This window comes from Ensifer adhaerens, from assembly GCF_028993555.1.
Classification (GTDB): domain Bacteria; phylum Pseudomonadota; class Alphaproteobacteria; order Rhizobiales; family Rhizobiaceae; genus Ensifer; species Ensifer adhaerens_I.
Genome location: NZ_CP118610.1, coordinates 2,905,952 through 2,925,332 on the forward strand (window position 1 = coordinate 2,905,952; position 19,381 = coordinate 2,925,332).

The window sequence follows — 19,381 nt, forward strand, 5'->3', positions numbered from 1 at the left end:
TCGTTTCCGACAGTGGATCAATAAAGAACGGAACGTTCCTGTTGAGCGAACAATCCTCAGGTATCGTCGCTGACAAAATCATCCGCTTCATGGTTGCCGCCAACGGGATCGGGCAGCAACCCGCGTCGCCTCAACGTCGATTGAGATCGCCGAGATAGGTGTTTTCAAGGCGGGAGATGGCATAGACCGACGGGTCGATATCGACGAGCAACAGGGTTTCCTGCCCCGCCCCCGCCTTGGCGAGCAACTGGCCGTCGGGTGCTGCGATGCGCGACAGACCCGCGAAGGAGAACAGCGGGTCCGAACCGTGATGATTGATATAGGCGACGAACACTTGATTTTCGAAGGCGCGTGTCTGGATCATGTGCTCGGCGATGAAATCGCCGGACCAGCCGGCCGGTAGTGCCGTCGGCACCAGCACGGCCTCTGCACCGGCGAGCGCCAGCCGTCGCACGTTCTCGGGAAACTCGACGTCGTAGCAGATCAGCATGCCGCAGGTGACGCCGCGATGCACGAAGAGCCGGGTCGACGGTTCCGGCGCCCGGAAGATCGCGCGCTCGTAATCGCCGTAGAGATGGGACTTGCGATAGACGACCGGTGCAGTTTCGCCGTCGACATAGACGGCGCTGTTATAGACGTCCTTGCCGTCACGCTCGGCAAAGCCGGCGATAACAGCAATGCCGGTCTCTACCGAAATCGCCTTGAGGCGTTGAACGATCGCACCATCAGGCGCTTCGGCAAGCGCCGCTAGCGCCTCGCCGGCGCCGTAGCCGGTGACGCCGAGTTCCGGCGTCATCAGCAGCGTCGCCCCTTCAGCCGCGGCTTCCGCCGCAGCACGTGCGATCCGGTCGAGATTGGCAGCGACATCCCCCGCCACCGATTGCATCTGGAGGGCGGCGAGCTTCATCATTTTCCATCCGACGACATGGCGCCGAGCAGCTTCGGCAGGTCGCCGAAGCGGGCGACGAGGCCGAAGATCACCGCAGCCGTCGTGACGAAGAGAACCGTCACCGACGCCATGGTCGGCGTATAGCCGTAGCGCAGCGCATTGAAGATCTTGATCGGCAGGGTTTCGACCGTGAAGCCGACCGTCATGTAGGCAACGATGTATTCGTTGAGCGACAACACGAAGGCGAAGGCATAGCCGGAGACGATATAGGGCAGGATCAAAGGCAGCACGACGGTGCGGAAGATCGTGCGCTCGTCGGCCCCCATGGTCGAGGCTGCCTCGACCAGCGAGCGATCGATCGAGGTGAAGCCGAGCGACAGCGTCACCAGCGGCAGCGTCACGAAGAAGATCGCGTGGCTGACGACCGCCGTCCAGGGCTGGCCGTAAAAGCCGACCGTCGCCCAGAAGGTGAGCATGCCGAGCGCGGTGATGACGGGCGGCAGCGTGAACGGTGCGACGCCGAGAAGCTGGAAGATGTTCGCCCAGGGCGCAATCCGGCGCCACAGGAACCAGGAAAGCGGCAGGGCGATCGCAACCGCAAGTGCTGCCGAAAGCACGGCGAGCGTTACCGAGGCGAAGAGCGCATTGCGCCATTCCGGATTGAGGAAGATCTCGCCGTACCAGGAGAGCGAAAAGCCCTGCGGCGGAAAGGCGAGCGTCTGCTTCTGGTTGACCGAGACGCCGGCAACGACGATCAGTGGCAGCGACAGGAACAGACCGATCAGGAAGAAATAGGCCTTGCGGAAGATCGAGGTCATGCCGCTTCTCCCTTGCGTCCGGCAATCACGGTGAGCGCCACGAGCCCCAGCGTCACGAGCACGAGGAACACGGCCATGGCGGCCGCGAACGGCATGTTCGACTGGTAGATCGCCTGGTCGGTGATCAGCACCGACAGTGTCCAGTGCTGCGGCCGGCCGAGAAGCTGCGGCAAAAGATAGGAGCCGAGCGCGAAGATGAAGACCATGATCAGGGTAGCGGTAATGGTGTTGCGCAGCGCCGGCACGACCACCGTGAAGAAGGCCTTGAGCGGCGAGGCACCGAGCGTGCGAGCCGCTTCCGTCAGCGTCGGATCGAGGCGGACGAGCGCCGGGAAGAGCACCAGCACCGTATAGGGGAAGGCTTGGTAGACCATACCGGTCAGAACGGCGCCGAAGCTCGGCGTCAAAGCCTTGGCCTCGGCCATGATGCCGAGCGCGACCAGAATGTTGGTGATGCCGGCGGTGCGCGAAAACAGCGTCGACCAGGCAAAGCCGATAATGACTTCCGAGAGCGACAGGATCGACAGCAGCGCCACCAGCCAGACCACCTGCACCTTCCGCGCCATGCGCGTCAGCATGTAGGTGAAGGGCAGCGCAAGCACGACGCAGCAGATCGCAACGGTGATGGCGAGCATCAGCGAGAAGCCGAGCACCCCGCCGAAGAAGACCGAGAGGAAGCGGGCGTAATTGTCGAAGACGAAGGCCGGCGTATAGAAGCCGCCCTGCTGGCGCTGGAAGAAGCTGACGGCGATCATCGTGCCGAAGGGCACGACGAAGAAGATCGTCAGCATCGCTGCGGGAAAGAGGAGCGGCGCGTAATCGCCAAGGGTCTGGGGCGGTTCGCGTCTCATTTCTTCAGCACCACGCAGACATCGGGAGTGAGCGCGATGCCGACCTCCTGGCCGACGGAAACGTCGGGCCGGGCGCGCGGCGTGGAGACGGCGACGATCTGGCGGCCGGCGATGTCGACGAAGGTTTCGATCGTGCCGCCGAGATCGCGCACGAAGGTGACCTTACCGGTGAGCGCTCCGGCGCCAGGGGCCGTCAGATGCACGTCTTCGGGGCGGACCGACAGCGTGCCCTTGTTGGAGCCGGCCGGCAGGTTAAGGCCAGGGACGACATGACCGAGCACCTCGGCGCGGCCGGCGCTGTCGGCCTGAACCTCGAGCAGGTTGGTCTGGCCGATGAAGTCGGCGACGAAGCTGTCGGCCGGGCGGCGATAGATCTCGATCGGCGACGCGGCCTGGCGGATTTCGCCGCCGCTCATGACGACGACGGTGTCGGCCATGGTCATCGCTTCGCGCTGGTCGTGGGTGACGACGATGGTGGTGATGCCGAGCTGCTGTTGCAGCTGGCGCAGTTCCACCTGCATTGCCTCGCGCAGCTTGGCGTCGAGTGCCGACAGCGGTTCGTCGAGCAGGAAGAGTTTCGGCGAGATCGAAAGCGCCCGGGCAATCGCCACGCGCTGACGCTGGCCGCCCGAGAGCTTGGCGACCGGACGGTCGGCATAGCCGGAAAGATGGATCATCGCGAGGAGTTCGTCGACGCGCTTCTTCTGGTCTTCCTTGGCCACGCCGCGGATACGCAGCGGATAGGCGATGTTTTCGCCGACAGTCAGGTGCGGAAACAGCGCTAGCGACTGGAACACCATGCCGAGATTGCGCTTGTGCGTCGGAACCCGAGTGATGTCCTCATTGTCGAGCCGGATTGCCCCGCCGGTCGGCAGATCGAGGCCGGCGATCATGCGGAGCAGCGTGGTCTTGCCGCAACCGGACGGTCCGAGCATGCAGACGAAGGTGCCGTGCGGCACGGTCAGGTCAACATTGTTGACGGCCCTGAAGGCTCCGAATTCCTTGACGACGTTTTGAAGGGCAAGTCCGGACATTGTGTCTCCGCGAGGATGGTCCCCTCCACCTCATGGAGGGGTTCAGGCGGGGAGTTGCCGGTGGCCCCTCCCCGTCGTTACGCTTCTTGTTCTCCCCGGTTGCCGGGGAGCCGTCAGGATCAGCCGACGATCAGCTCGGTCCACTTCTGGTTCAGCCAATCCGACTTGGTCTGGTAGAGATCGTAGCGCGGGATGATCGGCTCGATGTCGGACGAAACGGCTGCGAACTCCTTGTCGGTGAGATCGGTCACCTCGCGCTTGACGGTCGGCGACGTTCCGACCTTGCGCGACAAGGTCGCCTGGATCGAGGGCTGGCACATATAGTCGATGAAGATGTGCGCCTCTTCCGACTTCTGCGAGGCACGCGATAGCGCCCAGCAACCGGAATCCTGAATGCCGCCTTCCTTCGGGAAGGTCGAGCGCACCGGATGGCCGTCGGCGGCGGCAAGGCCGGTCACGTCATGATAGTACTGGCCCATCGGAATTTCGCCCGACTTCAGCGACTGCTCGAACTGGGCTTCGTCGCGGTACCACAGGCGAACATTCGGCTTCACCTCGGCAAGCTTGTCGAACGCCTTCAGCAGACCCTCTTCCGTGTCGAGCGCATTGGTGCCGCCCATGAAGGTCTTGGCCGTCACTTCGAGCAGGAAGGAGTTGGAGACGAGTGCGAGCAGGCCCAGCTTGTCGGCGTTTGCCGGATCCCAGAAGGCCGACCAGGAGGTCGGTGCTTCCTTGTAGACGTCGGTATTGGTCACCAGCGTGATGTACCAGGAGACGGCACCGATACCGGCAATGCGGCCATCCGGATACTTGTTGACGAAGCGATCGAGAAGGTTCGAGGCGTTCTTGATCTTGGCGGTGTCGAGCGGCGTCCAGAGGTCGGTCGACTGGCCCTTCAGCATCGCCACCTGCGACATCATCGAGACGTCGGCCGGGGCCTGGCCGGCGCGAGCGGCCTGCTCGAGCTGGACAAGCCAGGCTTCACCGGTCGGCTCCGCAATCGACTCGACCGCGATGCCCGTCGCCTTGGTGAATTCCGGGAAGATGTTCTTGTCGAACGAATCCTTGAAGTAGCCGCCGTAGACGCCGACCTTCAGCGACTTGTCCTGCGCGCGAAGGATCGAAGGCATTGCCAGCATCGAGGCGCCGGCAAGACCGGCACCGAGCAGCGTCCGGCGTTTGATGGGAGTGGTGATCATTCTCGTTCTCCTTTGTTTCGGCGTTGCCCGCCTCGTTCCCTGTTGTATTTGATTCCTTACATGTTTTTAGTCTCGGGCGCGATCAGCTCGCGCCCAAAATCCATAGCCTAATGCGCCGGCGCCCGCCGCTCGAGCATGCGCGCATATTGTGTCAGCGGATAACACAGCACGAAGAAGATCACCGCGACCAGCCCATAGACCGTGAAAGGTTCGAAGGTGGCATTATTGATCGCATTGGCGGTTCTGAGAAGCTCTTCGAAACCGATGATCGAGGTGAGCGCGGTGCTCTTGATCAGCTGCACGAGGAAGCCAACGGCGGCCGGCCGGGTGATGGCGAAAGCCTGTGGCAGGATGACGAGCCGCAGCTCCTGCAGGCGATGCAGCCCGAGGCTCGCGCCGGCGTCCCACTGCCCGCGCGGCAGCGCTTCCACCCCGCCGCGCCAGATCTCGGCGAGATAGGCGCTGGCATAAAACGTCAGGCCCAATGCCGCCGCCGTCCACGGCTCGATCCGAAACCCGAGCATCGGCAGGCCGAAGAACATCAGGAACAGCTGCATCAAAAGCGGCGTGCCCTGAAAGAGCGCGATGTAGCCGGAACCAAAGCGGCGCAGCCAAGGGCGTTCGGAGATGCGGGCGGCGAGCATCGCAAGCCCGACCGCAGCACCACCGGCAAAGGCGACGATCGACAGAAGCACCGTCCAGCGGGTGGCAAAGATCAGGTTGCGCAGGATATCCCAGAAGGTGAATTCGATCATGACACGCCCGCTCCAAGCACTCGGCGGCCGCCAGCCACAAAGAGCCGCCGCACGGCCATCGACAGGCCGAGATAGATCAGGGTTACGACGAAATAGGTTTCGAACGAGCGGAACGTCCGTGCCTGCAGCAGGTCTGCCTCATGCGCCAGCTCGCGCACGGCGATCTGCGAGACGACGGCCGATTCCAGCATCATGATGATCACCTGGCTGGTGAGCGCCGGGAAGATCACCTTCAACGCCTGCGGCAGGATGATCTTGACGAAGACCTGCCGCGGTTTCAGCCCGAGTGCAAACGCCGCTTCGCTCTGCCCCTTCGGCACCGCGTCCAGTCCGGCGCCGACGATCTCGGTCGTATAGGCTGCCATGTTGAGCGTCATTGCGACGATGGCCGCAACGATCGGGTCAAGCCTAATGCCGAGGCTCGGCAGGCCGAAATAGATGAAGAACAGCTGCACCAGAAACGGCGTGTTCCTGACGACTTCGACATAGACGGCCACCGCCTTGCGCAGCACCGTATAGCGGCTGCGGCGGGCGGCGGCGAAGAGAATGCTGATCAGGATGCCGAGCACCGTGGTGCAGGCGATCAGGAACACGGTCATGGCGGCGCCATGGGCGATCGCACCCGCGGCATCCTTGAGCCAACCGAAGCTGAGGCCGTAGCCCATCGTCGCAACCTTTCCTCAAGCGGGCCGCGAGGGGATTGCCCTCGCGGCCACCAGGGCTGTTAGTCCTTGAGGTTCTCGGGGTTGAGCGGCGTCTTCAGCCAGGACTCGGAGCTTGCGTTCAGCTTGCCATCGGCGAGCATCTTGGCGACCACGTCGTTGACCGCGGTCTTCAGGCCCTCTTCGTTCTTGTTGAGGCCGATATGCGACGGCGAGGTCAGAAGCTGGAACTTCTGCTCCGGCTTCAAGGCTTCCTGCCGCGCCAGCACCTGGGCGCCGACGTCGTTGCCGACGACCATCAGCTGCGTCTGGCCGGAGATGAAGGCCTGGATCACCGCATTGTAGTTGTCGAAGCGCTGGATGTCCGCATTGGCCGGTGCCGCTTCGGTGAGCGAGGTGTCTTCCAGCGTGCCGCGGTTGACGGCGATGGTCTTCTCCGCAAGGTCTTCCTTGCCGGCGACCTTCAGCTCCGCCGGGCCGATCACCGCGATGTAATAAGGGGCGTAAGCCGCAGCGAAGTCGATCACCTCGGCGCGTTCCTTGGAGAAGCCGACGCTCATCAGGATGTCGACGCGCTTGTCGTTGAGATAAGGAATGCGGTTCTGGCCGGTTACGCTGACGAGGTTGAGCTTGACGCCGAGGCTATCGGCAATCTGCTGCGCCACGTCGACGTCATAGCCCTTGATGCTCATGTCGGCGCTGGCCGAGGAGAAGGGCGGGAAGTCGGAGAAGATGCCGACATTGATCTGGCCGGCCGATTTGATATCGGCGAGCGCATCGGCCTTGGCGATGCCGGCGGCAGCCCCGAGCATCAGGGCGGCGGCGAAAGCTGTCTTCAGTTTCGAATGGATCGTCATTGGTATTCCCCTACCCGGAAGCTTTGTGATTGTGACGTCTGGTGGTCGGCTGCCGTTTCCGGTCCGGCAGCCGACAAACCTGTTGTCCGTCGTCAGGCGGACTTGCCCGTGATCGCCGGGCTGAAGACCATGAGGCTCAGGATCTCGAAGAGCACCTGGGCGCCGGCATGGGCCGTGTTGGTGGTCGAGTCGTATTGTGGCGCAACTTCCACGACGTCGCCGCCGACGAGATTGATGCCCTTGAGGCCGCGGATCAACTCTAGTACCTCGCGGGTCGTCAGACCGCCGACTTCCGGCGTACCGGTGCCAGGTGCGAAGGACGGATCAAGGCTGTCGATGTCGAAGGAGAGATAGGTCGGGCCATCGCCGACGATCTTCTTCGCCTTCTCGATGATCGCGGGAATGCCGAGACCGGTCACTTCCTCCGCATGGATGACAGTCATGCCGGACTCGTAGGAGAACTCCCAGAGATATTCGGCCGAGCCGCGAATGCCGATCTGCACCACGCGGGTCGGGTCGAGCACGCCGTCGAGTACGGCGTTGCGGAACGGGCCGCCGTGGTGGAACTTGGTGAGATCGTAGGCACCGCCGGTGTCACAGTGGGCGTCGATGTGGATCATGCCGACCGGACGTTCCCTGCCGACCGCCTTCAGGATCGGATGGGTGATCGAATGGTCGCCGCCGACCGAGAGCGGCAGAACGCCGGCATCGACGATCTGGTTGATGCGCTTTTCGATATCCTCATGGCTGAGCTCCAGCCGGTAGCGGCTCTGGAACGGCACGTCGCCGATGTCGGCGACACGGAGTTCCTGCACCGGGGTGCAGCCGAGCACGTGGTTGTAGGGGCCGATGCGCTCGATCGAACGCAGCGCCCGCGGTCCGAAGCGCGAGCCCGGGCGGTTGGTGACGCCGAGATCCATGGGAATGCCGACGATCGCCACCTGCAGATTGCCGAAATCCGGATTCTCCGCGTCAACCGGCATATGCGGCGCGGTGAGGAAGGTCGGGATGCCCGAATAGGGCGCAAGCCGCGTGCCGCTCTTGTTGAAGATCTTGTCGGCAACCTTGCGGAAGGTCGGATCGAACAGCTCGCCGCCGTGGCTCTCGCCGTATTTCGCCTTCAGTTCGGCAAGCTTGTTGTCGTTCCAGGCCATTGGTGTGGTCCTCCGTCATCCATAGCCCGGGCATGCGCTTGAAAGCGCCACAGATTTCTCACTGCGGATGAAGCCGGTTCGTCCGGCGCGATCATGTTCCCCAGGCGTTTTCGCCTTTGTTGATGAATATTAGGCGGCAAATCCTCTGGAAAATCAATTGACATTGTTATAGCGTTTCGTGTGAGAAAAATTCACATTCTGAAATCTGCCGGAACCCGACGATTTGTCCAGCCGCCTGCCTCCCTTGAACCCTTTGCGCGCCTTCGAAGCGACGGCGCGGCGGGGCTCCGTATCGGCTGCCGCGCGCGAACTGAACGTCACCCATGGCGCGATCAGCCACCAGATCCGGGCGCTGGAACTCTCGGTCAAAGCGGCCCTGTTCGAGCGTGGCGGTAAGCGGCTGAAGCTGACGCCGCAGGGCGCACTGCTTTTGCCGGCCGTCACCCATGCCTTTGCCGAGATTGCGGCGGCAACCGCGGCGATGACACGGCCGACGACGAGCGGCGAACTCCGGATCACCTGCGTCCCGGCGCTGCTTTCCTTCTGGTTGATCCCGCGGCTGCATCTCTTCACCGAACAATATCCGGACGTGCGGCTGACGCTGATCGCCTCCAACGACGAAGCCTATCTGCATTCGCCCGATGTCGACGTCTGCCTGATCTATGGCGACGGCAACTGGTCGGGCGCCTGGGCCAAGCTCTGGAGCCGGCTGGAGCTCTTCCCGGTCGTCAGTCCGACGCTGCTCAACATGCGGCCCTTGCGCTCGGTGCGCGACCTGCGCGACCACGTGATGCTGCATGGCGACGACGGCCGCGAGTGGAACACCTGGCTGGCGGCGGCCGACGCCAGCGACCTGCAACGCGGCCAGCAGCATTTCATGAGCGACGCACGGCTTTCGACCGAGGCAGCACTTCACAACCAGGGCGTCGCGCTCGGCGACACCATTACCGCTGGCAGCCTGATCGCGCGCGGCGAGCTGATCGCGCCCTTCGACCTGACGGTGCCGGCCAACGACGCCTTCTTCGTCGCCTGCCGCAACGAGGTACTGGCCGCACCGATCGTGCGCATTTTCATCGACTGGATGTTCGCGGCACTCGAAAGCGATCCGATGCCGGAACTCCAGACTTCGGCGCGCACGATTATTCGCAGCCGCACCTCGAAATCCGAGCCGACAGATCGTAAATCGGGCAAGGACAACTTTCAGCCGGTCTCGGCGCCGAGCAGTGCCCGCCGCACCGATCGCCCGCAGAAACGCAAAGCCAAGGCCTAACCTACAGGAATACCCGCCATGCCGCATTTCAATCCGCTCGTCGAAAAGCTCTCGCCGCCGCCAGTTCCCTCGGTGTTGGCCTGGGCGAAATCCTACGACGGTTCCCGTGGCCCGCTCATCGACCTGTCACAGGCCGTGCCCGGCTATCCCGCGCATCCGGACATGCTTTCCTGGCTCGGCGAAGCCGCCGCGTCCACGGCCTATACCGGCTACGGCGCGATCGAGGGCGAAGCGGTGCTGCGTGACGCCTACGCCGCCCATGTCGCCGAGCTTTACGGCGCGACGGTGGCGGCCGACAACATCCACATCACCTCGGGCTGCAACCAGGCTTTCATCTGCACGGCAATGGCGATCGCCGGCGCAGGCGACACGATCCTGATGACCAACCCCTATTACTTCAACCAGGAAACGACGCTGTCGATGCTCGGCATCAATGTCGAGCTCGTACCCTGCGACGCCGGCGCCGGCTTCTTGCCCGAAGTCGACGCGATTGCCGCAGCGCTTCGGCCGGGCATCCGGGCGCTGGCACTCGTCTCGCCGAACAATCCCACCGGCGCGGTCTATCCGCCGGAGCTGCTCGCCCGCATCCACGAGGCCTGCCGCGCCAAGGGCGTGTGGCTGATCCTCGATGAGACCTATCGCGACTTCCTGCCTGACGCGTCCGCAGCACCCCACGGGCTTCTGGCAAGCGAAGGCTGGCAGGAGAGCTTCATCGGCCTCTACAGCTTCTCCAAGTCGTTCTGCATCCCCGGTCATCGTCTGGGCGCCATCACCGCCGGCCCTGCCGTCATCGAACAGGTGACGAAGATCATGGACAACCTGCAGATCTGCGCGCCGCGCTCCGCCCAGGCGGCCGTTGCCAAGGCCATTCCGGCGCTTGCCGAGTGGCGCCAGGCCAATCGCGCCGAGATCGCCGCGCGCGCCGATGCGCTCAGGGACGTCATGAGCCGGTTGCCGAAATGGAAGCTGCAGGCGGTCGGCGCCTACTTCGCCTATGTCCGCCACCCCTTCCCCGATATCGACTCGCAATTCATCGCCGAAAAGCTCGCAAAGCTCGCCGGCGTCGTCTGCCTGCCGGGCGACTATTTCGGCGAGGGCCAGGAGAACTATCTGCGTTTTGCCTTTGCAAACGCCGACGCCGATACGATCCGCAAGCTCGAGGAGCGGCTGGCGAACTTTACGCCGCCAGGCCTCTGAGACCTTGAAGTAACGCAGTTCCGGACGGAAACCGTTTCACACTTTTCCTGGAATTGCGTTGGGGAAAGCGCGCGGCGTTATCCACGCCGCGCGATCAGGATGCCGACAAGAACGATCGCGCCGCCGATCGCCTGCATCAGGCCGACCGGTTCGGCAAGCAGGATCCAGGCGAGGATCGCCGCCACGACCGGCTGCAACAGCAGGGTCAGCGAGGAAAAGGCGGGCGGCAGATAGGCGAGCGCGTAGGTGATCGCCACCTGCCCGCCGGCGTGGCTGACGAAGGCGAGCCCGAACAGCATCGCCCAGCCGAATGCGGTCGCCGGGAAAAGCGACGCCTCGAAAAATGCCACCATCGGCAGCATGCAGATTGCTGCAGAAGCGGTGCTCCAGATCATGATGCGTACGGTGCTGAACAGGCTGCGCAGTCGGCCGATCGCCAAGATATAGCCCGCGTAGAACATCGCCGCGACGACCGCAATGCCATCACCGACGAGGTTGCCATCAGCAAGCGCCATCGGCCCGCCCTTCAGGGTCACCACGCCGGCTATCGCGGTCGCGAGACCAAACGCAAAGATGGCGCTGACGCGCGAGCGAAACAGCAGCCAGCTTGCAAGCGTCACGAAGACGGGCGCAAGGTTGGCAAGCAGCGTCGCATTGGCGACCGACGTCTTGGTCAGCGCATAGTGCCAGGCCGCGAGATCGATGGCGAGAAACACGCCAGGCAGGATCAGAAGCGCATATTCCGAGAGCTTTTGCGGTCGCCGGTCGTTGGTGCCCTCGCCACGGAACCAAGTCCAAGTAAGCAGCGGGATCAGCGCCAGCGCCACGCGCCAGAAGGCGGTCGCCATCGGCCCCACCTCCGACAGCCGCACGAAGATCGGCGAACCACCGATCGCAGCGCCGCCGATCAGAAGTGCGGCCATGGCGAGACGATGATGGGCTTGGGAATGAGATGTTTGGGTCACGGGAGATATCCGGATTGCAGTCGTCTGGGCAGGAGCCGACGAGCTAGCAGATACCGGTTGCCGGTGACAGTGCTTGTGCGCCGAAGCGTGAACGAAAAGCGGCCGCCGCAGAGTGCGACGGCCGGGTTCTAATTCTTGCTATTCTGCTTCTCTGCTCAGGCAGCGTCCGGAACGTGTACGGTCTTCACTTCGAGGAAGTCTTCCAGACCGAACATGCCGCCTTCACGGCCGTTGCCCGACTGCTTGTAGCCACCGAACGGGCTGCCATAGCGGTGCGGTCCGCCGTTGATGTGCACCATGCCGGCGCGCAGGCGTGATGCGACGCGCTCGGCCCGCTTCGGGTCACCCGTCTGCACGTAGGCGGCAAGACCGTAATTGGTGTCGTTGGCAACCGCGATCGCTTCCTCCTCGGTGTCGAAGGGGATGATCGCAAGCACCGGTCCGAAGACTTCCTCGCGGGCGATGCGCATGTCGTTGTTGACGTCGGCAAAGATTGTCGGCTTGACGAAGTAGCCGGTTTCGAAGCCCTCCGGCTTGCCGGCACCGCCGACGAGCAGGCGCGCGCCTTCGGCGATCCCCGCCTCGATCAACGCCTGTACCCGGCCGAACTGGACGTGGCTGACGAGCGGACCGATATGGCTGCCTTCCTGCGTCGGGTCGCCGACCTTGGCCTCACGGCCGACGCGCTTGGCGATCTCGACCACCTGTTCGTAGACGCTGCGCTCGACCAGCATGCGGGTCGGCGCGTCGCAGGACTGGCCGGAATTGTTGAAGCATTCGAGCACGCTGCCGGTGACGCGGTCTTCGAGATCCGCATCCGCAAAGACGATGTTCGGCGACTTGCCGCCGAGCTCCAGCGTCACGCGCTTGACGGTCTCGGCCGCATCCTTGCTGACGGCGATACCGGCGCGCGTCGAGCCGGTAAATGACATCATGTCGATATCGGGATGCTTCGACAGGGCCGCACCGGCGTTGATGCCGTCGCCGTTGACGAGGTTGAAGACGCCGGCCGGGAAGCCCGCCTCATCGATCATCTCGGCATAAAGCATGGCGTTGAGCGGCGTGAACTCGCTCGGCTTCAACACGCAGGTCGAACCGGTCGCAAGCGCCGGCACCACCTTCAGCGCGATCTGGTTGATCGGCCAGTTCCACGGCGTAATCAGGCCGCAGACGCCGATCGGCTCACGCAGGATCACGTCGCCGTTCGGCAGCCGGTCGCGGCTTTTCAGGCGCTTCAGCGCGTCAATGAAGCCCTGCAGGTGGCCGACGCCGACATCGGCCTGCTGTTCGCGGGTCATGGTCTTCGGCGCGCCGAGTTCCATTGTGATGGTATCGACCATCTCGTCATAGCGACGCTTGTAGACGGCAAGCAGCTTTTCGAGCAGCGCCAGGCGCTCCTCGACGCTGGTCAGGCTGTAGCTGGCAAAGGCCTTCTTGGCGGCGGCAACAGCGCGGTCGATGTCCGCGGCCGTGCCCATCGAGATGACAGCGATGGGCTTTTCCGTCGCCGGGTTCAGCACCTCGAGGTCGTTGGCGACGATGGGGTCCACCCAGGCGCCGTTGATGTAGAACTTGCGTTTGTCGAGCATTCGCTCCTCCTTCCCGTCAGTTTGTCTTTTGTTTTTCAGCGAGCCAGTGCCGGATCAGCGCTTGATAACGCTCGCCCGAGAAGCTCGGAAAATGTCCGCCGTGAACGATACGCGCGGGTATCGTAAGCAGCCGTTCCATCGACGCCAGATAGTCGTCGGCATTGGAATGATAGGTGTCCTCGATCAGCGGACCGTCGTAGAGGATGTCGCCGGAAAACAGCACTCCGGTCTTAGCCTCGAAGAGTGCGATGCCGCCTGGCGAATGACCGGGCGTGTGGATCACTTCGAAGACACGGTCGCCAAGATCGATATGGTCGCCATCCTCTAGCAGCCGTGTCGCCGGCGCCGCCCTCACCGCGTAGGTGGTGGACGCATAGGGCTCGGGCGGCAGCGCATCGAAGATTTCATCGGCGGCATAGGGCTCGGCAAGCGTATTCTTGCGCGTCGGGCTGCCAAGCAGCTGCGCCTCCGCGGCGTGCACGCAACGGCACTCGAACTCGTGGTGGCAGCCGATATGGTCGAAATGGGTGTGGCTGGCGACGGCGGTCAGCGGACGCTCGGTGACGAGCGGCACCCATTCCGTCAATGACACGACGCCCATGCCGCTATCGACAAGCATGTCGCGGTCGCGACCGCGCACATGCCAGATGTTGCAGCGGTAGAACTCCTGGATATAGGGCTCGTCGATGGCAGTGACGTCATCGTCGAGCCGCCTGACGCGATACCAGTCCTTGGGGGCAATTCTCTGCATGGTGCTACGCATGTCCGCCTGTCGCGGGCAAGGCTACGACGTCGGCAGCGCGCACCGCAAGTGGCACGATCTCGCCTTCGCGCACGCTTGCCGATTGCGGCAGATGCGCCACCAGCGCCCGCGTGTCCGTGGCGCAGGGCTGCAGATGGCAGCGATAATGCGTGCCGAAGAAGGCACTGCCGGCAACCCTTGCCTCGCCGAGCGCCACCGTTGGCCCCTCGGCCTTGTCATCGGCGCGGAAATGCTCCGGCCGGATCGTCAGCGTGATCCGGTCGCCGGCCTTTGGCGCGGATGCCGTGAAGTTCTTCGCCGGCAGTGCCAGGCTGCCGAGTGGCGTTTCGACATGGGCGGAGCTTGCGTCCGCCGCCGCAACGCGGCCGGAAACGAAATTGACCTCGCCCATGAATCCTGCCGAAAACAGCGAGCGCGGGCGCATGTAGATCTCCGACGGCGGGCCGAAGTCCTCGATCCGGCCCTGATTCATCACCACGATGCGGTCGGCGATCGCCATCGCCTCCTCCTGATCGTGGGTCACATGCACGAAGGTGGTGCCGACCCGCTTCTGGATCGCCTTCAACTCGTCCTGCATCTGGCGCCGGAGCTTGAGATCAAGCGCGCCGAGTGGTTCGTCGAGCAGAAGCACATCCGGGTCGACGGCCAGCGCGCGGGCGAGCGCCACGCGCTGGCGCTGGCCACCCGAGAGTTCGTGTGGCCGCTTGCCGGCCGAAGCCTTCAGACCGACGAGGTCGAGGAAGCCGAGCGCCTTTTCGTCCCGCTCGGCCTTGGCAAGACCGCGCATCCTGAGCCCAAAGCCGACATTGTCGACGAGGCGCATGTGCGGAAACAACGCGTAGTCCTGGAACATTGTCGTCGTCGGGCGCTTGGCCGGCGCCACATAGGTCATGTCCTGCCCGGCAATCGTCACGCGGCCGGCGCTTGGCGACTGAAAGCCGCCGAGGATCGACAAAAGCGTGGTCTTGCCGCAGCCCGACGGTCCGAGCAGCACGATGAACTCGCCGGCGCGGATATCGAGGGAGACGTTGTCCAGGGCCGTGAAGGCGCCGAAGATCTTGCTGACGTTTTCGATCGAGACGGAAGCGGTCATTGTTTTTTCGTCCTTCCGAACAGGGAAAGCTCAAGGATGAGGAGCACGGCGACGGAGGCGAGGAACACCAGCGAGCCGATGGCATTGGTCTTGGGGTTGAGGCCGGAGCGCAGCATGCTCCAGATCTCGACCGGCAGCGTCACGTCGAAGCGCGACAGCAGGAAGGCGATGATGAATTCGTCCCAGCTGAAGGTGACGGAAAGGAAGAAGGCGGCGAGGATCGACGGCATCAGCATCGGCGCCGTCACCAGCGCCATCACCTTGAAATCGTTTGCGCCGAGGTCCCGCGCCGCCCGCTCGATGTTGATGTGGTGATCGCCCATCGAGGCGTAGATGATGGCAAAGCAGAGCGGCAGGTTGATCACCACGTGGCCGACGCCGACCGTCATCAGCGACAGCGGAATATGCAGCGCGTTCATCAGCGACAAAAGGCCGAGCGCGATGATCAGGTAGCTGACCGTCATCGGCGCGATCAGCAGGCCGCGCTGCAGCGCCGAGCCCGGCAGCTTGTAGCGCGCCAGCGCATAGGCCGCGAGGAAGCCGAGCAGCACCGAGATGACCGAGGAGACGAGCGCCACGACCATCGAGTTCCCGAGCGCCGCCATCAGCTTTCGGTCGGCGAAAACCGCCTCGTACCATTGCAGCGAGAAACCGTTGAACGGCGGCACCGGCAGGCGGCCGTCCTGGAAGGAAAACAGCACCAGCACGGCGACCGGCAGGAAGATGAAAGCGTAGACGAGGACCAGATAAGTCCAGGACAGCACGCTTGCGGAAATCTGGCGCAGCATCGTCAGGCCCTCTCGATCTTCAGCCAGCGGGCGCAGGCGAGATAAGCAACGGTGACGGCCAGCATCAGGACGATCGACAGTGCCGCCGCCATCGGGAAATCCGCCCGGCGGCCAAGCTGCAGCATGATGATCTGCGGCAGCACCAGCTCGTTGTTCCCCCCGAGGATCTGCGGCGTGACGTAGTCGCCGATGCAGAGCACGAAGGTGAGGAAGGCGCCGGTCACGATGCCCGGCAGCGTCAGCGGCAGCACCACGTGCCAGAAGGTCTGGAAGGCATTGGCACCGAGGTCGGCGGCCGCCCGGCGGTAGTTCGGCGACAGCTGGATCAGGTTGGAATAGATCGTCAGCGTCAGGAGCATGACGAAGAAATGCACAAAGCCGATCACCGTCGCGGTGCGGGTGCTGGCAAGCTCCAGCGGCTCGGAAATCAGGCCAATGTTCAGGAACAGTTGGTTGATGACGCCATTCTTGGAGAGCACCAGCAGCCAGGAATACGAACGCACCACATAGGAGGTCCAGAACGGCAGGATCGCCAGGATCAGCGCCATGCGCTGCAGCCGCTTCGGCACCCGCTCGGCGATGATCCAGGCGAGCGGATAGGCAAGCAGCACCGAGATCACCGTCACGATGATGGTGATCTCGAGCGAATTGACGAGCCCCTGGAACAACGCGTTCTCCGAGAAGAAACGCGTGTAATTGTCGAAATTCCAGACGCGGACGAGGTCCCGCCCTTCCCGCTTCCAGAGGCTCATCGCCGCCATGAAGGCGAAGGGCACGACGAAGAAGGCGATGGTCCACAGCAGCGCCGGGGCAACGAAACCCCACGCCTTCCGGCGGTCGGCGTCTTCAAGCGCTGTCGCTGTTACAAGGGTTCCGGCGTCTGCCATGGCTATCCCGGGGCTCAAAGGTTGCGGGCATAGTTTGCCCTCGCACCGCCGCAGCGGCTTACAACGAAGATCAGGCGGGCGCGGCGCTGACCGCACCCGCCCCCATCGTTACTGCTGCAGCATTTCCGTCCAGGCGTCCTGGAACTGCTGGTCGAGTTCGGCCGACGGGATCGGATAGAGCTGCGTCTTCTTCAGGTATTCGGCCTGCTCGTTGAAGCGCAGGGCGGTCTTCTGCTGGTCGTTCAGGAATTCGCCCGCCTTGGCATTGGCCGGCATCGCCCAGTAGCACGACGACGTCGCAAGCCGCGCCTGGCCCTCGGGGCTCAGGATGTATTGCACGAACTTCAGCGCCAACTCCTGCTTGGTCGAATCCTTCATGACGCCGATCGACTGTGCCCAGCGCACCGCGCCCTGCTCGGGAATGGTCCAGTCGAGGCTCGGTTTGTCGGCTGAAAGAACTGCCGTGATCCACTCGCCGCCGCCGACGAGAATGTCGACTTCGCCGGTCGCGAGTGCCGTCTGCGACGAGACGACGTCGCTCACCTGCTTCGACACGGCACGCATCGCTGCGAGCTTTTCCTTGATCGCAGGCATGTCCGCATCGGTAAGCTCGGAGGTCTTCTTGCCGAGACCAAGCCCGACGAGACCGATCATCGGCAGGTAATAGTCATAGAGCGCGATGCGGCCCTTGTACTTGTCCGACCAGATGACCGACAGGTCCTGCATGTCCTTCGGATCGACCTTGGTCTTGTCGTAGGAAATCGTGTTGTAGCCGAACTTCTCGGTGACGGCGTAGGTCTTGCCGTCCTTGGTGTTGTTGGCCTCCATGCGCACTTCCGGGAAGATATCGGCAGTCGGCAGCGCATTGGCCGGCATTTCGGCCAGGAGATCGAGATCGATGGCGCGGTGCACGTCGACACCGTCGATGACGAGCACGTCCCAATCACCCGGCTGCGACTGATCGAGGATCGAAAGCCCTGCCCCGGTGCCTTCATAGACCTTCACGTTGACCTTGACGTCGTTGGCCTTCTCGAACGGCTCCAGGAGCGCCGGATCGGTATGGTCGCACCAAACGAGCGCATTGAGCTCTTCCTGGGCAAAGACCGGTGCGGGAGCTGCCATCGTCGACAGCGCGGCGATCGCGACTGCGGCCGTGGAGGAGAAAAAACGGCGCAGGCGCGCACCGTCACGAACTGACTGCATCATGCTGTTGCCCTCTTGTTTTGACGCTCGTTTCGGCGTCTTCAAAAAAAGATTGAATGAATTCATTTTTTAAGTCAATCTCAATTTTGAACGAATTCATAATTTGGGGAAACACCAGATGACCGGACTGCGCGCACGGCAAAAAGCCGATCGGAACCAGCGTATTCTCGACGCCGCCGCCGTGCTCTTTCGCGAAGTCGGTTATGACAGTGCGCGCATCGAGGACATTGCCGAGCGCGCCGAGGTCTCGGTTGGAACCTTCTACAACTACTATGAAAACAAGGGCGACATCCTGCTGGCCACCGTATCGATGGAAGTCGAGGAGGTGCTCGCCGCCGGCCGCTCTATCGTCGACAATCCGCCCGCCTCCGTCATGGGCGCGCTGGACGCGCTGATTGGCGAGTATTACGACCACTCGCTCTACTATCTCAGCAAGGAGATGTGGCGCACCGCCATGGCGATCGCCATCCAGCAGCCGGAAAGCCCATTCAGCAAGCGCTACACCGAACTTGACCGGCGGCTTTGCGATCAGATCTCAACCCTGATCCTCAAGCTGAAGGCCAAGGGTGTCGTCGCGCTCGATATCGACGCCGAGGCGGTCGGCGAGATGTTCTTCAACAATCTCAACATGATGTTCACCGAGTTCGCCAAGCGCGAGCCGATGACGCTCGATGACCTGAAGGCACGCGTTTCACGCCAGAACCGGCCGCTGGCGACGCTCATCGCAGCGCGCTGACCAATCCAAAACACGACCGGAACAAACCGCCCCGGACAAAAGAGGGAACACCATGAACGATCTCGAGCAGTCGGTGCTTCAGGCCGCCGACCGGTTGGTCACAGCCTTCGCAAGCCATGACCGTGCCGCCTATTTCTCGGCCTTCGCGCCAGACGCTACCTTCATCTTTCACACGCTCGATCGGCCGCTCCTCAGCCGGGCGGCCTATGAGGCGGAATGGGCCCTTTGGGAGGAACGGGACGGCTTTCGCGTGCGCACCTGCCGGTCGAGCGAACGACATGTCCAGGCGGTGGGCGATGTCGCGGTCTTCACGCACCGCGTCGAGACCGAGCTTGAATTCAATGGCGAACCGACGACGGCGGACGAGCGGGAAACGATCGTTTTCCAGCGGGCATCGTCAGGCGATTGGATCGCCGTACACGAGCACCTGTCGCGCCAGAGCTAAATCGAAAAAGATCAGAAGGCGCCAACGACGACGGCGCTGACGAAGGAGAAAGCGGCCACGATCGCAATTGCGTGAGGGACCAGATGGACGAACGAGCGGCGCCCGGGCGCAGACGCATAAAGCGCGTATCGGGAATGTGCCATCGGCCTCGAAGCGTTCATCGCGTCTCTCCGTCACGTGCGGACATCGCCCGCCTTCTCTCTCGTTCTCCTATATTCTCGATTGA

21 protein-coding genes are annotated in these 19,381 nt (G+C 63.2%); 4 read left to right on the plus strand and 17 right to left on the minus strand.

Annotated features, from left to right (window positions below; all coding sequences use genetic code 11):
* Window positions 1-130: 130 nt before the first annotated feature.
* From PWG15_RS14240 to speB, 9 genes are all read right to left on the minus strand, one after another.
* Complete coding sequence (locus PWG15_RS14240; RefSeq protein ID WP_275020832.1) at window positions 131-910, minus strand: carbon-nitrogen hydrolase family protein; 780 nt, start codon at window positions 908-910, stop codon at window positions 131-133.
* Entirely contained in the window at window positions 907-1,707 is an 801-nt protein-coding gene (locus PWG15_RS14245; RefSeq protein ID WP_057249008.1) for an ABC transporter permease, read from the minus strand. Before PWG15_RS14245 ends, PWG15_RS14240 begins: the two co-directional genes overlap by 4 nt.
* Window positions 1,704-2,558: an ABC transporter permease gene (locus PWG15_RS14250; RefSeq protein ID WP_275020837.1), complete on the minus strand. Its 855-nt coding sequence runs from the start codon at window positions 2,556-2,558 to the stop codon at window positions 1,704-1,706. Before PWG15_RS14250 ends, PWG15_RS14245 begins: the two co-directional genes overlap by 4 nt.
* Complete coding sequence (locus PWG15_RS14255; RefSeq protein ID WP_275020839.1) at window positions 2,555-3,592, minus strand: ABC transporter ATP-binding protein; 1,038 nt, start codon at window positions 3,590-3,592, stop codon at window positions 2,555-2,557. The genes PWG15_RS14250 and PWG15_RS14255 overlap by 4 nt, the downstream gene beginning before the upstream one ends.
* Window positions 3,593-3,711: 119 nt before the next feature.
* Entirely contained in the window at window positions 3,712-4,791 is a 1,080-nt protein-coding gene (locus PWG15_RS14260) for an ABC transporter substrate-binding protein (protein ID WP_275020842.1), read from the minus strand.
* A gap of 107 nt (window positions 4,792-4,898) precedes the next feature.
* The gene (locus tag PWG15_RS14265) at window positions 4,899-5,546 is read right to left on the minus strand and encodes an amino acid ABC transporter permease (protein ID WP_275020844.1); all 648 of its coding nucleotides are present in this window, start codon (window positions 5,544-5,546) and stop codon (window positions 4,899-4,901) included.
* On the minus strand, window positions 5,543-6,211 hold the full coding sequence (locus tag PWG15_RS14270; RefSeq protein ID WP_275020846.1) for an amino acid ABC transporter permease: 669 nt from the start codon (window positions 6,209-6,211) through the stop codon (window positions 5,543-5,545). Before PWG15_RS14270 ends, PWG15_RS14265 begins: the two co-directional genes overlap by 4 nt.
* A 59-nt stretch (window positions 6,212-6,270) precedes the next feature.
* A complete protein-coding gene (locus PWG15_RS14275) occupies window positions 6,271-7,065 on the minus strand; it encodes a transporter substrate-binding domain-containing protein (protein WP_275020848.1) in 795 nt (264 codons plus the stop codon).
* Window positions 7,066-7,157: 92 nt separating this feature from the next.
* Window positions 7,158-8,219 carry an agmatinase gene (gene speB / locus PWG15_RS14280; RefSeq protein WP_275020850.1) on the minus strand — a complete coding sequence of 354 codons (1,062 nt, stop codon included), beginning with the start codon at window positions 8,217-8,219 and terminating at the stop codon, window positions 7,158-7,160.
* Window positions 8,220-8,442: 223 nt separating this feature from the next.
* On the opposite strand from speB, the gene PWG15_RS14285 reads away from it, so the two are divergent.
* Window positions 8,443-9,489 (plus strand): LysR substrate-binding domain-containing protein, encoded by a 1,047-nt coding sequence (locus PWG15_RS14285; RefSeq protein ID WP_275020852.1) that lies wholly within the window; start codon window positions 8,443-8,445, stop codon window positions 9,487-9,489.
* Window positions 9,490-9,507: 18 nt separating this feature from the next.
* Complete coding sequence (locus tag PWG15_RS14290; RefSeq protein WP_275020854.1) at window positions 9,508-10,686, plus strand: aminotransferase; 1,179 nt, start codon at window positions 9,508-9,510, stop codon at window positions 10,684-10,686.
* 77 nt (window positions 10,687-10,763) lie between these two features.
* On the opposite strand, the gene PWG15_RS14295 is transcribed toward PWG15_RS14290, so the two are convergent.
* From PWG15_RS14295 to PWG15_RS14325, 7 genes are all read right to left on the minus strand, one after another.
* Entirely contained in the window at window positions 10,764-11,609 is an 846-nt protein-coding gene (locus tag PWG15_RS14295; protein WP_275024429.1) for a DMT family transporter, read from the minus strand.
* A gap of 197 nt (window positions 11,610-11,806) precedes the next feature.
* Window positions 11,807-13,240 carry an aldehyde dehydrogenase family protein gene (locus PWG15_RS14300; RefSeq protein ID WP_275020856.1) on the minus strand — a complete coding sequence of 478 codons (1,434 nt, stop codon included), beginning with the start codon at window positions 13,238-13,240 and terminating at the stop codon, window positions 11,807-11,809.
* Window positions 13,241-13,256: 16 nt separating this feature from the next.
* Entirely contained in the window at window positions 13,257-13,991 is a 735-nt protein-coding gene (locus PWG15_RS14305; protein ID WP_275020857.1) for an MBL fold metallo-hydrolase, read from the minus strand.
* Between the two features lie 4 nt (window positions 13,992-13,995).
* Window positions 13,996-15,096, minus strand: a complete 1,101-nt coding sequence (locus PWG15_RS14310) for an ABC transporter ATP-binding protein (protein ID WP_275020859.1) — start codon at window positions 15,094-15,096, stop codon at window positions 13,996-13,998.
* Window positions 15,093-15,884: an ABC transporter permease gene (locus PWG15_RS14315; RefSeq protein ID WP_275020861.1), complete on the minus strand. Its 792-nt coding sequence runs from the start codon at window positions 15,882-15,884 to the stop codon at window positions 15,093-15,095. Before PWG15_RS14315 ends, PWG15_RS14310 begins: the two co-directional genes overlap by 4 nt.
* A 2-nt stretch (window positions 15,885-15,886) precedes the next feature.
* Window positions 15,887-16,771 carry an ABC transporter permease gene (locus PWG15_RS14320; protein WP_275020862.1) on the minus strand — a complete coding sequence of 295 codons (885 nt, stop codon included), beginning with the start codon at window positions 16,769-16,771 and terminating at the stop codon, window positions 15,887-15,889.
* 108 nt (window positions 16,772-16,879) lie between these two features.
* A complete protein-coding gene (locus tag PWG15_RS14325; protein ID WP_425536761.1) occupies window positions 16,880-17,974 on the minus strand; it encodes an ABC transporter substrate-binding protein in 1,095 nt (364 codons plus the stop codon).
* A 118-nt stretch (window positions 17,975-18,092) separates the two neighbouring features.
* Between PWG15_RS14325 and PWG15_RS14330 the strand changes: the two genes are divergently transcribed.
* On the plus strand, window positions 18,093-18,710 hold the full coding sequence (locus tag PWG15_RS14330) for a TetR/AcrR family transcriptional regulator (protein WP_275020865.1): 618 nt from the start codon (window positions 18,093-18,095) through the stop codon (window positions 18,708-18,710).
* 52 nt (window positions 18,711-18,762) lie between these two features.
* Window positions 18,763-19,155, plus strand: a complete 393-nt coding sequence (locus PWG15_RS14335) for a YybH family protein (RefSeq protein ID WP_275020867.1) — start codon at window positions 18,763-18,765, stop codon at window positions 19,153-19,155.
* 11 nt (window positions 19,156-19,166) lie between these two features.
* On the opposite strand, the gene PWG15_RS14340 is transcribed toward PWG15_RS14335, so the two are convergent.
* Complete coding sequence (locus tag PWG15_RS14340) at window positions 19,167-19,316, minus strand: hypothetical protein (protein WP_275020869.1); 150 nt, start codon at window positions 19,314-19,316, stop codon at window positions 19,167-19,169.
* Window positions 19,317-19,381 lie beyond the last annotated feature (65 nt).

Excerpts from the sequence above, each read along its gene's own strand:
- PWG15_RS14240 (WP_275020832.1), bottom strand. The coding sequence starts at position 910 with ATGATGAAGCTCGCCGCCCTCCAGATGCAATCGGTGGCGGGGGATGTC.
- PWG15_RS14255 (WP_275020839.1), bottom strand. The coding sequence starts at position 3,592 with ATGTCCGGACTTGCCCTTCAAAACGTCGTCAAGGAATTCGGAGCCTTC.
- PWG15_RS14265 (WP_275020844.1), bottom strand. The coding sequence starts at position 5,546 with ATGATCGAATTCACCTTCTGGGATATCCTGCGCAACCTGATCTTTGCC.
- speB (WP_275020850.1), bottom strand. The coding sequence starts at position 8,219 with ATGGCCTGGAACGACAACAAGCTTGCCGAACTGAAGGCGAAATACGGC.
- PWG15_RS14245 (WP_057249008.1), bottom strand. The coding sequence starts at position 1,707 with ATGACCTCGATCTTCCGCAAGGCCTATTTCTTCCTGATCGGTCTGTTC.
- PWG15_RS14270 (WP_275020846.1), bottom strand. The coding sequence starts at position 6,211 with ATGGGCTACGGCCTCAGCTTCGGTTGGCTCAAGGATGCCGCGGGTGCG.
- PWG15_RS14260 (WP_275020842.1), bottom strand. The coding sequence starts at position 4,791 with ATGATCACCACTCCCATCAAACGCCGGACGCTGCTCGGTGCCGGTCTT.
- PWG15_RS14275 (WP_275020848.1), bottom strand. The coding sequence starts at position 7,065 with ATGACGATCCATTCGAAACTGAAGACAGCTTTCGCCGCCGCCCTGATG.
- PWG15_RS14290 (WP_275020854.1), top strand. The coding sequence starts at position 9,508 with ATGCCGCATTTCAATCCGCTCGTCGAAAAGCTCTCGCCGCCGCCAGTT.
- PWG15_RS14295 (WP_275024429.1), bottom strand. The coding sequence starts at position 11,609 with ATGGCCGCACTTCTGATCGGCGGCGCTGCGATCGGTGGTTCGCCGATC.
- PWG15_RS14330 (WP_275020865.1), top strand. The coding sequence starts at position 18,093 with ATGACCGGACTGCGCGCACGGCAAAAAGCCGATCGGAACCAGCGTATT.
- PWG15_RS14300 (WP_275020856.1), bottom strand. The coding sequence starts at position 13,240 with ATGCTCGACAAACGCAAGTTCTACATCAACGGCGCCTGGGTGGACCCC.
- PWG15_RS14315 (WP_275020861.1), bottom strand. The coding sequence starts at position 15,884 with ATGCTGCGCCAGATTTCCGCAAGCGTGCTGTCCTGGACTTATCTGGTC.
- PWG15_RS14305 (WP_275020857.1), bottom strand. The coding sequence starts at position 13,991 with ATGCAGAGAATTGCCCCCAAGGACTGGTATCGCGTCAGGCGGCTCGAC.
- PWG15_RS14340 (WP_275020869.1), bottom strand. The coding sequence starts at position 19,316 with ATGAACGCTTCGAGGCCGATGGCACATTCCCGATACGCGCTTTATGCG.
- PWG15_RS14250 (WP_275020837.1), bottom strand. The coding sequence starts at position 2,558 with ATGAGACGCGAACCGCCCCAGACCCTTGGCGATTACGCGCCGCTCCTC.
- PWG15_RS14325 (WP_425536761.1), bottom strand. The coding sequence starts at position 17,974 with ATGCAGTCAGTTCGTGACGGTGCGCGCCTGCGCCGTTTTTTCTCCTCC.
- PWG15_RS14320 (WP_275020862.1), bottom strand. The coding sequence starts at position 16,771 with ATGGCAGACGCCGGAACCCTTGTAACAGCGACAGCGCTTGAAGACGCC.
- PWG15_RS14310 (WP_275020859.1), bottom strand. The coding sequence starts at position 15,096 with ATGACCGCTTCCGTCTCGATCGAAAACGTCAGCAAGATCTTCGGCGCC.
- PWG15_RS14335 (WP_275020867.1), top strand. The coding sequence starts at position 18,763 with ATGAACGATCTCGAGCAGTCGGTGCTTCAGGCCGCCGACCGGTTGGTC.